Source organism: Arthrobacter sp. ZGTC131 (genome assembly GCF_002929275.1).
GTDB lineage: Bacteria > Actinomycetota > Actinomycetes > Actinomycetales > Micrococcaceae > Arthrobacter.
Window position 1 is genome coordinate 1 of the sequence record NZ_PJIK01000027.1, and the last position, 14,389, is coordinate 14,389.

Here is a 14,389-nt window from a genome sequence, read left to right on the forward strand (position 1 = left end):
GAACCCGGAAGCTAAGACCCACAGCGCCGATGGTACTGCACCCGGGAGGGTGTGGGAGAGTAGGTCACCGCCGGACACTATTTATGGCTCAGGCCCCGACAACGTATGTCGGGGCCTGATCCTTTTAACCGGGCACGTCTTGGCTTAACCGGGCACGTCTTGGCCCGGAGCCGACACACAAACCAGGCCCGGAACGGGACCCTCTCCCACATCCTGCCGCGTACAACGGGACGCTCTCTCACTACCTGTCGCGTAGAACGGGACGCTCTCTCACTACCTGTCGCCCGGAACGGGACGCACTCTCACTACCTGTCGCCCGGAACGTGACGCTCTCCCACAACCTGTCGCCCGGAACGTGACGCACTCTCACTACCTGTCGCCCGGAACGGGACGCTCGCCGACCGCCCCCACGCCGGGCGGCCCCAGGCCAGCACACCGCCGCCGTCACCGGCCACACCGGTAGAGCGTCCGTGATTTATCCGCAGGTAGTGAGAGAGCGTCCGTGGGTAACCGGCGGGAAGTGAGAGAGCGTCTGTGATTTGTCGGCAGATAGTGATAGAGGGTCGCCCTGGGGAGCGCGGAAGGTGAGAGGGTTGCGACTCGGTCAGCCGGCGGGCCAGCTGCGCCGGACAACCAAGCGGTGCCTTCGGCACCATGAGACCTACGCTCGCCACCGTGAGCCCTTCACCCTTAGCCCTTCACCCTGAGCCCACACGGCGAGCCCTAGACCGTGAGCCCACACCGTGAGCCCAGACCGTGAGCCCTAAACCGTGAGCCCACAACGCGAGCCCTGCACCGTGCGCGCTACGGTTGGCGCCCTGAGCCCTACCTTGTACCCGGTAGAGTAGGTGCCCATGGAAAACCTCTTCAGCCACGCCGCCGGCCCCGGAGCCAATGAGCCGGTTCCCACCGAGAATTTGGACCCGGTGGTCTGCACCGTGGTGGTTCCCGGACCGGTATCGCGTGCCTTTATGGGCTTCACAGATCACACCCACCTGTGGTGGCCTATGGACTCCAACAGCGTGTACGGCCCGGGCTCTTACGTGGAGTTTGAGGAGAACCTCATCCTCGAGACTGCCGACGACGGCAGGAGCACCACCTGGGGAACGATCGACGACTGGCAGCCTCCGCTGTCCTTCCACGCCTCCTGGTACCCCGGCACCACGGCGCTGTGGTCCACGGAAGTCAGGATGGCCTTCCGCGCAGTCGAGAGCGGCACCGAGGTGCGGGTGGTGCACGACGGCTGGGAAGGCGCCGAGGACCCGGCAGGCACCCGTGCCAGCTACGAGAAGGGTTGGCCGGACATCCTTGACCGGTTCGTGCGCTTCATGGGCGGCGCGGAAGAAGACTAAGCCGGCGGCACAGCAGTGCTGGACCGGAAAATGAACTTCGTCGGATACTCGGTGTCGAGGACCGCCTTGTCCGTTCCGCCGTCGAGCCCGTCCAGCAGGAGGCGAACTGCCAGCGCGCCCTGGCCACGCGGGTCCTGGTCAATGGTGGTGAGGCCGAACAGCGCGCCGAGTTCGTGGCCGTCCATCCCGATGACAGAAAGGTCATCCGGAATCCGCAGCCCGAAGTCGCGGGCGGCGAGGATGGTGCCGATCGCCATTTCGTCGGAGGCGGCGAAGACGGCAGTCGGCCGCTCTGCAGCACCACCCAGCAGCGAGCGGGCTGCGGCGTAGGCGCCCTGGACGGTGAAGTCCGCGGCAACGATCCACTCGGGCTGCGCGCTGAGTCCGGCGGCCTGCATGGCCTTTTCATAACCGGCAAGGCGGGTGCGGGGGACCTTGAAGTCCTGCTCGTGCTCGGAGTCTCCGGTCAGATGCGCGATCCGATGGTGGCCCAGCCGTATCAGGTGGTTCACAGCCGCCTCAGCCAGGCCGTGATCGTCGATGCGGATGGTGGAGGCACCCGGCAGCGGCCCGCCGATTCCCACGATGGGACGGTGGACGGCCAGCATTTGGGCGATCTCGGACTCTGTGAGGGCGAGCGAAACCGCAATCACCGCGTCAACCCGTTTGCGCAGCAGGAAGTCATTGAGGATGCTCTGGCGGCGCGCGGAGCCTTCGGTGATGTTGTACAGGGTCAGGTCGTACCCGGCGTCCAGCAGCGCCGCAGAGACACCCTCCACCACCGAGGCAAAGTACCAGCGGTGGACGGAGGGCACCACGAGGCCTATGTTGTAGTTCCGGCCGGAGGCGAGGCTTGAGGCCTGGTAGGACGGCACGAAGCCAAGGTCAGCGGCTGCCGCCTGGGCGCGCGCCCGGCTCGTGGGCGACACGTTGCCCCTGCCGCTCAAGGCACGCGAAACGGTGGCTATGGAGAGCCCGGCACGTTCCGCGACTTCCTTGATGCCGGCCATGTACCTAGCTTTCCGAGTCCTCTGCTGAAATCCGCAACCAAACGGTCTCTCCAGAGCCTATTCCATGCCAGCCGTCGGACAATTCATGGCTGGCGGAGGAGCTGCGGAGCAGCATTTCGCCGGCAGGCAGTTCGAGGGTCTCATCGCCCATGTTGATGACCACCAGCACGTCGCCGTTGAGGAACGCCAGGGACGAACCCGTGCACCATTCCTCGGCCCAGGACAGGGACCCGCGCCCGAGGCCGAGTTCACGGCGGGCCGCCAGCATGCGCCGATAGAGATTCAGGTGCGACGACGGGTCCGCGGCCTGGGCGTCCCGGGCCAGCTCCGTAAAGCTCTCCGGCTGTGGGAGCCAGGGCTGCCCGCCCTCGCCGAAGCCGTTGTGCGGCTCCGCGGCACGCCAGGGAAGCGGAACGCGGCAACCGTCGCGGCCCAGCCGCGCGCCGCCCGTCCGCGCAAACGTGGGATCCTGCCGCTGATGGTCCGGGATGTCGATGCCGTCCGGAAGCCCGAGCTCCTCGCCCTGGTATAGGTAGGCACCGCCCGGCAGGCCCAGCATGAACAAGGACGCGGCCGCTGCCCGGGACTTGCCGGTCGCGTGGTCCGGCTGGGGGTCCGCCGGCCCGATCCCGTCGCCTTCGCGCGGTCCTGACCAGTCGTAACCAAAGCGGGTGGCATGCCGGACAACGTCGTGGTTGGAGAGCACCCAGGTGCTGGCGGCACCCACGGCATCCAACGACGTGAGCGATTCCGTGACAACAGTGCGCAGCCGGTGGAGGTCCAGTCCGGCATGCAGGTACGGGAAGTTGAACGCCTGGTGCATCTCGTCAGGCCTGACCCAGTCGGCGAGCCGGGGAAGCGGGTCCACGTTGGCTTCCGCGCAGAGGATGCGGTCGGGTCCGTACTCCTCAAGAATGCGGCGCCAGGCACGGTAGATGTCGTGCAGCGCAGGCTGGCCGAACATCGGTGCTTCATGGCCGGGGAAACCATCTGAGCTGCTGCCGTCCGCGCGCCCGCCCCATGCCGGCAGCCCGGGTGCTTTGACCAGGGCATGGGCCACGTCCACCCGGAAGCCGGAGACTCCCCGGTCGAGCCAGAAGCGCAGGACGCGCTCAAACTCGTCATGGACGGCTTGGTTGTCCCAGTTGAAGTCCGGCTGCGAGGAATCGAACAGGTGCAGGTACCACTGTCCCGGGTTGCCGTCGGGTTCGGTGATGCGGGTCCAGGCTGAGCCGCCGAAGTGTGACTGCCAGTTGTTGGGCGGCTCCTCGCCCTCGGGGCCCGTGCCATCGCGGAAAATGAACATGTCGCGTTCTGGGCTGCCGGCCCCTGCGGCGAGGGCAGCCTGGAAATCGCGGTGCTGGTCGGAGCAGTGATTGGGGACAAGGTCCACGATCACCCTCAGGCCCAGCCGGTTGGCCTCAGCGATCATTCCATCGAAGTCACCCAGCTTGCCGAACAGGGGGTCGACGTCGCAGTAGTCGCTGACGTCGTAGCCTGCATCGCGCTGTGGCGAACGGTAGAAGGGGGAGAGCCACACCGCGTCCACGTCCAGTTCGGCCAGCTGCGGGAGCTCCGCCGTGATACCGGCCAGATCGCCGATGCCGTCTCCGTTGAGGTCGCGGAAGGACCGGGGGTACACCTGGTAGATGACGGCGGAGCGCCACCATCCGTGGGCGTGGTCGGCGGCATGAACCGGGGTCAGGGAGCCTGCCAGCGGGCTGGCAGCGTACAGCAATGAGTCAACAGACATTGGGCCAGCTTAGACGGGTGGAACGGCGAAATGAAAGCGTTTCCAGTCACCAGCCCTATGACAGTTTCGGTAAAGACGCCTACAGTATGCCACAAAGGGCAAGACGTTCTGGAAGCGCTTGCAGCCGCGGCGGGCCGCGGCGGGCGGGCGCCCCGGGACCAGAATGCCCGCAAACTACGCCGTCCCGACATCTAGACTGAGAGCCACATGTGATCGAAACGGGAGAGCCAATGGGCAGCATTGCTGACGAACTCACTTCAGTCCTGGGTCCAGGAAAAGTGTTCCACGACGAGTCTGCCCTGGCCGCCTACGCCGTGGACCAGGCACCGGTGCTGGATTACCAGCTGCCGCTCGCCGTCGTCTTTGCCAGCTCGGTGCCTGACGTCCAGGCGGCTGTCAGAACGTGCGCAGCGCATAACGTGCCCATCGTGCCACGCGGGGCCGGCACGGGGGTCTCGGGCGGCGCGCACGCCAGCGAGGGTTCGGTTGTTCTCAGCCTGGAACGGATGAACCGGATCCTGGACCTGAATCCGGATGATGAGACCGCCGTGGTTGAACCCGGTGTGGTCAATGCCGACCTCAACGACGCCGCGGCGCTGCATGGCCTGATGTTCGCTCCCGACCCCGCCAGTTTCCGGACGTCAACGATTGGCGGCAATGTTGCCACTAATGCCGGCGGGCTGCGGTGCGCGAAGTATGGCGTGACCCGGGATTCGGTGCTGGCGCTGGACGTGGTGCTCGCTGACGGCAGCCTGATCCACACCGGCCACCAGACCTTCAAGGGCGTGGCGGGCTACGACCTCACTGGGCTGTTCGTCGGTTCCGAGGGGACGCTGGGGATTGTGGTGGGTGTGACGGTGCGGCTCAAGTACCTGTCCCGCGAGGTGCACACCATTGCCGCGTTCTACACGGACTTCCGGCAGGCCGCCGCAGGGGTCCTCGCTGTGGGCAGGTCCCGCGTGCAGCCTGCCATCATGGAACTGCTCGACGGCGGGTCCCTCGCCCAGCTGGACGAGATCCACGGCTCGGACCTGGCCGCCCGGGGCGCCTCGCTGCTCCTGATCCAGACCGACGGCTTCGGCGCGGCTGCGGAGGCCGACGCCGTGCGCGAAGTCCTTGCCGCGGGTGGCGCCGTGGTCACCACCGAAGCCAGCGCGGAAGCCGAGCAGCTGGTGGAACTGCGGCGCAACAGCAGAGGTGTCGAAGTCGATGACCAATACCGGGTGGGCGAGGATGTCGCCGTTCCGCGCTCCCGGCTCGTGGACTATGTGGCCGCCCTCGAATCGCTGGCGGAGGTCCACGACGTGAAGCTGAAGGTGGTGGCGCATGCGGGCGACGGAAACCTGCACCCGACCTTCTGGGTGGACCGCGTGAACGACCAGGTGGACGCTGACGCCATGCGGCGGCTGAACAAGGCCCTCGATGCGTCAGTCACGGTGGCGCTGGACATGGGCGGCACCATTACGGGCGAGCACGGCGTGGGGCAGTACAAGCTGCGCTGGCTCGGCCTGGAGCAGCCCGAGCCCGTCCGCGAGCTGCAGCACCGGATCAAGGAGCTCTTCGACCCAGCGGGACTCTTTAATCCGGGCAAGGCCATTTAGCCCTGCCGTCGCGTTCAGTCGTCGGAGTCGGGGTACTCGTCGATGGACTCGTCGTCGCCATACCGTGATTCCTCGGTTTCCACTTCCAGGATCTTCAGCAGCCCGGTGTCCGGGTTCAGCATGATGGCGGCTTCGTCGCGGCGGTGGCGCAGGATGGAGTCGATGTAGGACTGGACGGCTTCCGCCAGCGGGATGTGGCGTTCCTGTTTTTCGGACATGTACCAGCGGTGTTCGAGCACTTCGTGCACGGCCTCGGCGGGTTCGAGCTTGCCGGACAGGTCGCGGGGGATCGAGCGGACGATCGGCTCGAAGATCTGGCTCACCCAGAGGTGCGCGCTGTATTCCTCGTCCATTTCCGGATTGTTGTCGGCGCGGAACGAGTCCATGTCATTGAGCAGCCGGCGGGCCTGGTTCTCCTGGGCGTCCAGCCCGGTAAGGCGCAGCAGGCGCCGCATGTGGTGGCCGGCGTCCACGACTTTCGGCTGGAGCTGGATCGTGGAGCCGTTCTGGGTGGTCTTGATCGCGTATTCCTCGACGTCGAAGCCCAGTTCATTGAGGCGCCGGATGCGGGCGCCCAGGCGCCAGCGCTCGCCAATCTCGAAGGATTCCTTTTCGGTGAGTTCTGCCCACAGCCGGCGGTAGCTGTCCATGATGAGTTCGCTCGTGGCCACCGGATCCACCTTTTCCTCGATCAGGCCGCCGTCGAGGAGATCCATGAGTTCGCCGGCGATGTTGACGCGCGCAATCTCGAGGTCGTATTCGCGCTGGCCGGTGGAGAGGTCGGGATAGAGTTCGCCGGTCTCGGCGTCCACGAGGTAGGCGGCGAAGGCGCCGGCGTCGCGGCGGAACAGGGTGTTGGAGAGCGAGACGTCGCCCCAATAGAAGCCGATAAGGTGCAGCCGCACCATCAGCAGGGCCTGGGCATCGATGAGCCGCGTCAGGGTGTCCTTGCGCAGCATCTGAGAGAAGAGTGCGCGGTACGGCATGGAGAATTTCAGGTGGCGGGTGACCAGCACCGGGTTCAACGGCCGGCCGTCGGGCGTGGTGCGGCCGGTGATGACGGCCACGGGTTCCACGCAAGGAACGTCCAGCCGGGCCAGTTTGCGGAGCATGTGGTACTCGTGGCGGGCGACGTGTTCGGACGTTTCCTTGATGGCGATGACGGATCCGCCGAGGTGCGCGAAGCGGACGATGTGCCTCGAGATGCCGCGGGGGAGGGCAGCGAGGTTTTCCGCCGGCCAGTCTTCGAGCGCGATGTGCCACGGAAGATCGAGTAATTCGGGATCCGCGGCGGCCGCCGTGATGTTCAGGGAACTGGAGACCGAGGACGCTTTGACGTCGTTGGCGCTGGCGGCCTCGAACCGCGGCAGTTTGCCGATCTGCCCGTAATCGGTGGGTTCGTCATGCCATTGGGCGCTGTATTCCTCGGTCATGGGTCAATTCTTCCGTACGTTGGGGTGGCCCGCCTAAAGGCGTGCCAAAAGAAGGCAGTCAACCGGCGCTTAACGGCCGACGGCGGCCCATCCAGTTGAGGAGGGCCGCCGCCGGTTGTTCCGGAGGTGCTCAAGCGGTTTCGACAGGCTCCACCGCCGGTGCCTGGGCCCACGCCGGCAGGATTCCCTGGCCGAAGCGGAGCGAGGTTAGGGAGCCGGTGGGGACTAGTCGCCCAGGCGCTCACCGGTCTTGGTGTCGAACAGGTGTACGTGGCCGGACTGCGGACGGACCCAGAGGGACTCGCCCTTCATCGGGGGGCGGCGGCCGTCGACGCGTGCCACGATGTCGTGGGTCTTGCCGTCGAGCGTGGTGTGGCCGTAGACGTAGGCGTCGGCACCGAGCTCTTCGACGACGTCGACCTCAACCTGCAGGCCTTCGCCCTGGGGAGCGGTCTCAAGGTCCTCGGGGCGTGAGCCAAGGGTGACGGTCTTACCGTGGGCCTCTTCGAGGACGTTGCGGGGCACCGGGTAGACGGTGCCGCCGAACTGGACGCCGCCGTCGACGACCGGAAGTTCGAGCAGGTTCATGGCGGGTGAGCCGATGAAGCCGGCAACGAAGACGTTCTTCGGGCGGTCGTACAGGTTGCGCGGGGTGTCCACCTGCATCAGGAGGCCGTCCTTGAGCACTGCAACGCGGTCACCCATGGTCATTGCTTCGACCTGGTCGTGGGTCACGTAGACGGTGGTGACGCCCAGGCGGCGGGTCAGGGACGCAATCTGGGTGCGGGTCTGGACGCGGAGCTTGGCGTCCAGGTTGGAAAGCGGCTCATCCATGAGGAAGACCTGCGGATTACGCACGATTGCACGGCCCATGGCAACACGCTGGCGCTGACCGCCGGAGAGTGCCTTCGGCTTGCGGTCCAAGTACGGCTCGAGGTCCAGGAGCTTGGCAGCTTCACGGACTCGCTCGGCGCGCTCTTCCTTGCTGACGCCTGCAATCTTCAGGGCGAAGCCCATGTTGTCCGCCACGGTCATGTGGGGGTACAGGGCGTAGTTCTGGAAAACCATGGCGATGTCGCGGTCCTTCGGCGGAACGTCGGTGACATCGCGGTCGCCAATGAGAATACGACCGGCGTTCACGTCTTCCAGGCCTGCGAGCATGCGCAGGGAGGTGGACTTACCGCAACCGGAGGGTCCTACGAGGACCAGAAATTCGCCGTCGGCGATTTCAATGTTGAGCTTGTCAACAGCGGGCTTTTCTGTGCCCGGGTACAGACGCGTAGCGTTATCAAAAGTAACTGTTGCCACAGTTATCAATCCCTTCACCGGCAGGTACGTGCCGGACGATCCGTTGTGAATGGTTCATGTAATTCAGTTATGTACTGCTTGATGTACTCCCCGGCCGAAGCCGAGGAGTATCGAGTGACGCCGCACGGTTCCTGTGCGCCACATCACACCTAGAGTATGTCAGATTTATCTTGAAACGGTGCAAATGTTACGGGCCTCACATATGACATCCCGCACAGACCGTCCGGCTGGGGGCCGGCCCGCCGCATCAGGGGGCCGAATCCACGGCCTTCCGGCGTTCCCGCAACAGGGCCTCCAGCAGTTCGGCGACGTGCACGGGGGCCTCCACCCGGAACTCCGCCTGCGTGAAGTCGAAGCCCACTTTGACCCCGACGTCGTGCCTGCCCAGGCGGGCCAGCGCGTCCTCGTCAGTGGTGTCGTCGCCGGCGAAGAGGACGCCCGTGGCCCCCGTGGCTTGCCGGAGGAAGTCCACGCCTTCCCCCTTGGACGCGTGGACCACGGAGGTCTCCAGGACTCTCTTGCCGTTCTTGAGGAAGACGCCCTTGCGGTCCTGCAGCGCGGCCCGCGCCGCGGAGACGGCGTCCTCGGCCACATCGTCCTGCGCCAACCGCGTGTGGAGGACCACGCCCGCAGGCTTGTCTTCCAAGACCGTGCCGGGGGCGAGGTCCACAATCTCTTCCAGGACGCTTCGGACCTCGGCCAGGAGTTCCCGCTGATCGGGCTCGAGCGTAAGCGGGGCCGAGCCTGGGCCCAGCCAAGCTTCCGCCCCGTGGCTGCCGATCAGCAGCGTCTCTTCCGGCGGCGAGGCGACCGCACGAAGGCTGTCGAGTGCCCTGCCGGAGATGAGGGCCGTCGTCGTCCTCGGAAGGGCGGCGAGCTCGGCGAAAGCAGCCGCGGAACGCGGAAGGGGGCGCGCGTCACCTGCGTGGTCCACCAGCGGGGAGATGGTGCCGTCGAAGTCCATGGCGACCAGCAGATTCTCGGTGCCCGCGATGCGCCGTACGGCGTCCAGCAGTTCGGGAGGAAGCGAAAGCCGGGCCTGGCCCGTGCCGGGGCGGTCTGCCTCATGAGTCATCGCGGATCACCTTTTCGTTGAGGGCGTGCAGGAACTCGGCCGACCAGTAGTCGACGTCGTGGTCCAGGATCTGCTTGCGCATGGAACGCATGCGGCGTGCCGACTCCTTGGGGGACATTCTGACGGCCCGCATGACAGTGTCCTTGAGGCCTTCGATGTCGTGCGGGTTCATCAGCAGCGCCTGCTTGAGCTGATCCGCCGCGCCGGCGAATTCGCTGAGGACCAGGGCGCCGTCGTTGTTGGTCCGGGCGGTGACGTATTCCTTTGCCACGAGGTTCATGCCGTCGCGGAGCGCGGTGACCAACATGACATCCGCGGCAAGGTACAGCGCCACCATTTCTTCGATGGGGTAGCTGTGGTGGAGGTAGCGGACCGCGGTGTTCTGAATGGTGTCGTACGTGCCGTTGATGTGGCCCACCGTGCCTTCCACTTCCTCGCGCAGCAGGCGGTACTGCTCAACGCGCTCGCGGCTGGGGCTGGCGACCTGGATCAACGTGGTGTCGCCGACCTGGAGTTTGCCCTCGTTGAGGAGCTCTTCGTAGGCCTTGAGGCGGTGGCGGATCCCCTTGGTGTAGTCGAGCCGGTCCACGCCGAGCAGGATGGTCTTGGGGTTACCGAGGTCCTGCCGGATCTGGCGCGACCGTTCAATGATCTCCGGCTTCCTGGCCAGTTCGCTGATCTGCTGGACGTCGATGGAGATGGGGAAGGCCTGGGCGCGGGCGATGTGCGTGATGTCGCCGTTGGCGCCCTTGACGTGCACCTGCTGCTGCTTGACGCTGGCTCCGAGGAAACGCCTGGCCGAGCGCATGAAGTTGCCGGCGTCGCTGCTGCGTTGGAAGCCCACCAGGTCCGCCCCCAGCAGTCCGTCGATGATGGCGTGGCGCCAGGGTAGCTGGGCGAAGATCTCCGGCGGGGGGAACGGGATGTGGTTGAAGAACCCGATCCGCAGGTCCGGGCGCGCTTCGCGCAGCATCCGGGGCACCAGCTGGAGCTGGTAGTCCTGGACCCAGACAGTCGCGCCGTGGTCGGCGTGGCGGACGACGGCGTCGGCGAACCTCCTGTTGACGCTGCGGTAGGCCTCCCACCAGGTTCGGTGAAACTCCGGCGGGGCGATGACGTCGTGGTACAGCGGCCACAGGGTGGCGTTTGAGAATCCCTCGTAGTACAGCTCGACATCGTCCGTGCTGAGCTGCACGGGAACAAGGTCCATGCCGCCATGGCTGAACGGCTCGACCGTCTCGTCCGGAGCGCCGTGCCAGCCGACCCAGGCGCCGTCGGTCTTGGTCATCATCGGAGCAAGGGCGGTCACCAGGCCGCCGGGGGAACGGCGCCAGCCGGACCCGTCGTCGCCCGGTTCGCCTGCTGCGCAGCGGTCCACGGGCAGGCGGTTGGACACCACCATGAAGTCGTATGTCGCAGCGTCAGAGTGTTCGCCTGACGCCGCCCCGTTTTCCGTCTTAGTGTCGGATTTATTGTGGTCAGGTCGTTGCATTGCGGCCCCCTGGGGTTGCTTGTGACTCTCAATCAACCCTAACGGGCCGGAATCTTCCGGGCTATTCGCCCGTTAGGCACGCTGAAGGAATACTTGAAAGCGCAAGCTCTGGGGTTTCCCCCTAAAATGGGAGAGTTGCCCCTGGGTGGTCCGCACCTGTCCGATCGACACGAGGAACTAATGAGCCCCGCAAACGAACCCCGCAAGTCCAAAGCAGACCGAACGGCAGAGGCCCGCGAGAAAGCCCGCCAGATCCGCGAGGCGCAGCTGAAAAAGGACAAGCGGAACAAGCTGCTGATCGGCTGGGGCATCGTCGCTGCAGTGGTGGCCATCCTCGTCGTCGTGGGCCTAGTGGTCAGCACCAGCCTGAAGAACAACGCTCCCGTGGCGGACCAGGGCCCCACCCCGGCCAGCGCCAACGTCCACGGCGGCGTCACCCTGCTGAAGGGCTCAGAAGTAGCAAAGTCCGAGCCGGGCACGGTGAACATCGCCGACCTTCCGGAGGCTCCGGCAACTCCTCCCGCCACGGTGAAGGCTCCCGGTGCGGATGCTGAAGCCGGTAAGCCGGTGAAGGTGGTGCTGTATGTCGACTTCATTTGCCCCGTCTGTAAGAACTTCGAAGCACAATACAACGAAACCCTGACGACGCTCCGCAACGAGGGCAAGATCACCGTGGAATACCGTCCGCTCGGTTTCCTGGACAGCCGCTCCACCACCAACTACTCCTCCCGCGCAGCCAACGCCGCTGCCTGCGTAGTTAATGAATCCCCGGAGAAATACGCGGATTTCGTGAACGCACTGTTTGACAAGCAGCCAGCTGAAGGCGGCGCGGGCCTGTCCGACGACGAGCTGAAGAAGATGGCCACGGAAGTAGGCGCCAAGAGCATCGACACGTGCGTCGACGAGAAGACCTACCGCCCCTGGGTGAAGTACGCCACGCAGGAAGCGTCCATCATCGGCGTCACCGGTACGCCGACTGTCATGGTGGACGGCAAGCAGTGGGGCAAGGGAGACAGCGCGCAGGTCGAATTCCCGGCCTTCGTCGAGGCAGCGATCAAGGCCAAGGCCTAACCACCGGCGGTCTCCCTGAATGAGCTGATGGCCAGGTTCCCGGATCCTTCCGGAAACCTGGCCATCGCCGTTTTTACCAGCAGGCCGTCCTTGGGCTAACCTTATCTAGCGCCTTCGCGGCGCCAGCCCTGACGGGCGCGCCTCCTTAGCTCAGTTGGCCAGAGCACCGCTCTTGTAAAGCGGGGGTCGTCGGTTCGAATCCGACAGGGGGCTCCACTTGCGGTGGTGACCCTGAGGGGCGTGCGGCCTCAGTCCGCATCAATCTCCTCCAGCAAATCCTTGGCCGCCTTGCGGATGTCCTCGTGATCGTGCTGCGCTGCCCGGCTCTCCAAGGAAATGACGGCGCAGCGGTGGACCTTCTTGAAGTCGCCGAACGGGAAGCTCACGCTCCCCTTGGTGCCCTCCGACTGCTCGCGGTCGATCCCGAGGTGCCACTTCGAAAACTCTGCAAACCCGTGCTTGTCGATATAGGCGTTTTCCTCATCGGTCGAGGGGGCGTGCTCGCTCCAGTCATCGCGGACATCCCGCTCGACCTTCCCTTTCTTCACGAGGTCGCGCGCGTGTTCCAACGCTTTGCGGTTCAGTTTCGTGGCCATCGGGTGCCTCCGCATTGTTTGAAGTGGTGGTTAAAGTGGATTTACCCTGCGGAGACCCCGCCGAAACGTGGCCACAACACGGGGCGCCTACCTTTGCACCATGACTACGACATGGGCCCCGGCCAGGGCACTGCTGGCGAGGCTGCGCGACACCGTCGCAGACGCATCGTTCCTCGCCCGCCTTCCGGCCACCGAGGAGCAGGCCGCAGACGCCCTTTCGGAGGTCACTCGCTGGGCCTGGCTACCTGCCCTGAGCGGAATTGCAGTGGCCGGAGACCACGCGCGAAAGGCTCACGACGCCGCCCCCGGCAAGAGTGCGGAATAGCCGGGACACGCGGCATTTGTCTCGTTGCACACACTATTCTTCAACCTGCTGCTTAATGACCTAAACTGCTTCACTGAGGTGCCTGAAATGGCGCTGCGCAGCAACGAAAGTGAACAACGCTATGGCTACCGATTACGACGCCCCACGCAAGACAGAAGAAGAGTCTCCCTCCGAATCCCTGGAGGCGCTGCAGGCCTCCCGCGGCGGCGGCGCCCAGACCGCAGTTATCGACGTCGACGAAAATGACACCGCCGAGGGCATCGACCTTCCGGGCGCTGATCTTTCCGGCGAGGAACTGATGGTCGTCGTTGTCCCCGAGCAGTCCGATGAGTTCACCTGCTCCTCCTGCTTCCTGGTCCGCCACCGGTCCCAGGTGGCACGCGAAAAGAACGGCATGAAGTACTGCCGCGATTGCGAAGGCTAAATCCTGCCCCAGGCGCTCGCCTTTCTTTGAAGCAAGCTCGCGAGACGCCGGCGGCCCCTAGGGGTAGCTGGCGCCTCGCTTTTTTGTGCCTTTTTTCGGGCGGCCCAAGGCTGTTGCGTCTCCGGCTGCGTCCCTCCTCCGCGAATGCAGTGTGGTGCCGGCGGATAACGGCCGTTATGAGGGATAACAGCCAAATGGAGGAATGGCCACAAAAACCTCTCGATGCCCCGTAAAGGGCCCCCGGAATCACGGCCCTGTAATCCGTTTTCGGTGAGATTAACGGTTGCGCTCCGAACCGGATACATCCCTCGTTTCGGGGTTTCTGCGCTCCTACGCTTGATCTATCCAATCACTCGAGGGGGTGGCCAAAAATGAAAAAAATCCACGCTTGGCTGACAGCTATCCTTATGGCTGTCGGACTAGGCCTTATGGCTCCGGGGCCCGCATCCGCAGCCTCTTACTGCGGGCTCGTCTGGGGCTCGTTAGCAGAGTCCAACCAAAAAATGAGCACCGCATCAGTATCCAATGTACGGACGGGGCGGCACTACTGCTTCGACCGGCTGGTCATCGATCTCAAGGGAAAAGCCGAGGGCTACAACGCCCGCTACGTTTCCCAAGTGGTCCAGGACGGCTCCGGCCTGCCCATCAAGATGAGGGGCGGCGCGTTCCTGCAGATCACCGCCAACTCACCCGCCTATGACAATGTCACTGGCAAGGCCACCTTCATCCCGGCCAACCGCTCCGAGGTGACCAATGTTTCCGGCTACCAGACCTTCCGGCAGGTTGCCTGGGCAGGCAGTTTTGAGGGGTACACCACCCTGGGCCTTGGTGTCCGCGCGCGGCTTCCGTTCCAGGTATTCACCCTTGCCGGACCAGGCTCAGGCTCCCGTCTGGTCATCGACGTTGCCCATCACTGGTGACATATCGCGCCACAACGGCGTCCTTGGAC

13 protein-coding genes and 1 tRNA gene are annotated in these 14,389 nt (G+C 65.0%); 7 read left to right on the forward strand and 7 right to left on the reverse strand.

The genetic code is table 11. The features are described from left to right. Positions 1–854 precede the first annotated feature (854 nt). On the forward strand, positions 855–1,352 hold the full coding sequence (locus tag CXQ90_RS20870) for an SRPBCC domain-containing protein (RefSeq protein WP_104141259.1): 498 nt from the start codon (positions 855–857) through the stop codon (positions 1,350–1,352). Here the strand turns inward: CXQ90_RS20870 and CXQ90_RS20875 are convergent. Together CXQ90_RS20875 and CXQ90_RS20880 are read right to left on the reverse strand one after the other, a co-directional pair. Then, entirely contained in the window at positions 1,349–2,362 is a 1,014-nt protein-coding gene (locus CXQ90_RS20875; protein ID WP_104141260.1) for a LacI family DNA-binding transcriptional regulator, read from the reverse strand. The two genes, CXQ90_RS20870 and CXQ90_RS20875, sit on opposite strands and share 4 nt — an antisense overlap. Before the next feature lie 4 nt (positions 2,363–2,366). Beyond that, a complete protein-coding gene (locus CXQ90_RS20880; RefSeq protein ID WP_104141261.1) occupies positions 2,367–4,115 on the reverse strand; it encodes a glycoside hydrolase family 13 protein in 1,749 nt (582 codons plus the stop codon). A 230-nt stretch (positions 4,116–4,345) separates the two neighbouring features. Between CXQ90_RS20880 and CXQ90_RS20885 the strand changes: the two genes are divergently transcribed. Further along, positions 4,346–5,716, forward strand: coding sequence for an FAD-binding oxidoreductase (locus CXQ90_RS20885; RefSeq protein ID WP_104141262.1), 1,371 nt, complete (start codon positions 4,346–4,348; stop codon positions 5,714–5,716). 14 nt (positions 5,717–5,730) lie between these two features. Here CXQ90_RS20885 and CXQ90_RS20890 read toward each other — a convergent pair whose 3' ends face one another. From CXQ90_RS20890 to CXQ90_RS20905, 4 genes are all read right to left on the reverse strand, one after another. Continuing rightward, positions 5,731–7,149, reverse strand: coding sequence for a DUF4032 domain-containing protein (locus CXQ90_RS20890; RefSeq protein ID WP_104141263.1), 1,419 nt, complete (start codon positions 7,147–7,149; stop codon positions 5,731–5,733). A gap of 225 nt (positions 7,150–7,374) precedes the next feature. Next, positions 7,375–8,457 (reverse strand): ABC transporter ATP-binding protein, encoded by a 1,083-nt coding sequence (locus tag CXQ90_RS20895; protein ID WP_104141264.1) that lies wholly within the window; start codon positions 8,455–8,457, stop codon positions 7,375–7,377. A 247-nt stretch (positions 8,458–8,704) separates the two neighbouring features. Beyond that, a complete protein-coding gene (gene otsB, locus CXQ90_RS20900; protein ID WP_104141265.1) occupies positions 8,705–9,532 on the reverse strand; it encodes a trehalose-phosphatase in 828 nt (275 codons plus the stop codon). After that, positions 9,522–10,934 carry a trehalose-6-phosphate synthase gene (locus CXQ90_RS20905; RefSeq protein ID WP_181038662.1) on the reverse strand — a complete coding sequence of 471 codons (1,413 nt, stop codon included), beginning with the start codon at positions 10,932–10,934 and terminating at the stop codon, positions 9,522–9,524. The genes otsB and CXQ90_RS20905 overlap by 11 nt, the downstream gene beginning before the upstream one ends. 270 nt (positions 10,935–11,204) lie before the next feature. On the opposite strand from CXQ90_RS20905, the gene CXQ90_RS20910 reads away from it, so the two are divergent. Continuing rightward, entirely contained in the window at positions 11,205–12,095 is an 891-nt protein-coding gene (locus CXQ90_RS20910) for a DsbA family protein (protein ID WP_104141267.1), read from the forward strand. 139 nt (positions 12,096–12,234) lie between these two features. After that, positions 12,235–12,311 (forward strand) — tRNA-Thr (locus tag CXQ90_RS20915). A gap of 32 nt (positions 12,312–12,343) precedes the next feature. Here CXQ90_RS20915 and CXQ90_RS20920 read toward each other — a convergent pair. Next, the gene (locus CXQ90_RS20920) at positions 12,344–12,691 is read right to left on the reverse strand and encodes a hypothetical protein (RefSeq protein WP_104141268.1); all 348 of its coding nucleotides are present in this window, start codon (positions 12,689–12,691) and stop codon (positions 12,344–12,346) included. Positions 12,692–12,791: 100 nt separating this feature from the next. On the opposite strand from CXQ90_RS20920, the gene CXQ90_RS20925 reads away from it, so the two are divergent. The 3 genes from CXQ90_RS20925 (at position 12,792) to CXQ90_RS20935 (ending at position 14,360) form a co-directional block, all read left to right on the forward strand. After that, on the forward strand, positions 12,792–13,016 hold the full coding sequence (locus CXQ90_RS20925; RefSeq protein WP_104141269.1) for a hypothetical protein: 225 nt from the start codon (positions 12,792–12,794) through the stop codon (positions 13,014–13,016). A gap of 121 nt (positions 13,017–13,137) precedes the next feature. Next, a complete protein-coding gene (locus tag CXQ90_RS20930) occupies positions 13,138–13,440 on the forward strand; it encodes a DUF4193 domain-containing protein (protein ID WP_104141270.1) in 303 nt (100 codons plus the stop codon). 371 nt (positions 13,441–13,811) lie between these two features. Continuing rightward, positions 13,812–14,360 (forward strand): hypothetical protein, encoded by a 549-nt coding sequence (locus CXQ90_RS20935; protein ID WP_104141271.1) that lies wholly within the window; start codon positions 13,812–13,814, stop codon positions 14,358–14,360. The last annotated feature ends 29 nt before the right edge of the window (positions 14,361–14,389 follow it).

Bases quoted from the DNA above. Each gene is read 5' to 3' on its own strand.
- CXQ90_RS20935 (WP_104141271.1), top strand. From the start codon at position 13,812: ATGAAAAAAATCCACGCTTGGCTGACAGCTATCCTTATGGCTGTCGGA.
- CXQ90_RS20890 (WP_104141263.1), bottom strand. From the start codon at position 7,149: ATGACCGAGGAATACAGCGCCCAATGGCATGACGAACCCACCGATTAC.
- CXQ90_RS20920 (WP_104141268.1), bottom strand. From the start codon at position 12,691: ATGGCCACGAAACTGAACCGCAAAGCGTTGGAACACGCGCGCGACCTC.
- CXQ90_RS20870 (WP_104141259.1), top strand. From the start codon at position 855: ATGGAAAACCTCTTCAGCCACGCCGCCGGCCCCGGAGCCAATGAGCCG.
- CXQ90_RS20875 (WP_104141260.1), bottom strand. From the start codon at position 2,362: ATGGCCGGCATCAAGGAAGTCGCGGAACGTGCCGGGCTCTCCATAGCC.
- CXQ90_RS20910 (WP_104141267.1), top strand. From the start codon at position 11,205: ATGAGCCCCGCAAACGAACCCCGCAAGTCCAAAGCAGACCGAACGGCA.
- otsB (WP_104141265.1), bottom strand. From the start codon at position 9,532: ATGACTCATGAGGCAGACCGCCCCGGCACGGGCCAGGCCCGGCTTTCG.
- CXQ90_RS20925 (WP_104141269.1), top strand. From the start codon at position 12,792: ATGACTACGACATGGGCCCCGGCCAGGGCACTGCTGGCGAGGCTGCGC.
- CXQ90_RS20930 (WP_104141270.1), top strand. From the start codon at position 13,138: ATGGCTACCGATTACGACGCCCCACGCAAGACAGAAGAAGAGTCTCCC.
- CXQ90_RS20880 (WP_104141261.1), bottom strand. From the start codon at position 4,115: ATGTCTGTTGACTCATTGCTGTACGCTGCCAGCCCGCTGGCAGGCTCC.
- CXQ90_RS20885 (WP_104141262.1), top strand. From the start codon at position 4,346: ATGGGCAGCATTGCTGACGAACTCACTTCAGTCCTGGGTCCAGGAAAA.
- CXQ90_RS20905 (WP_181038662.1), bottom strand. From the start codon at position 10,934: ATGGTGGTGTCCAACCGCCTGCCCGTGGACCGCTGCGCAGCAGGCGAA.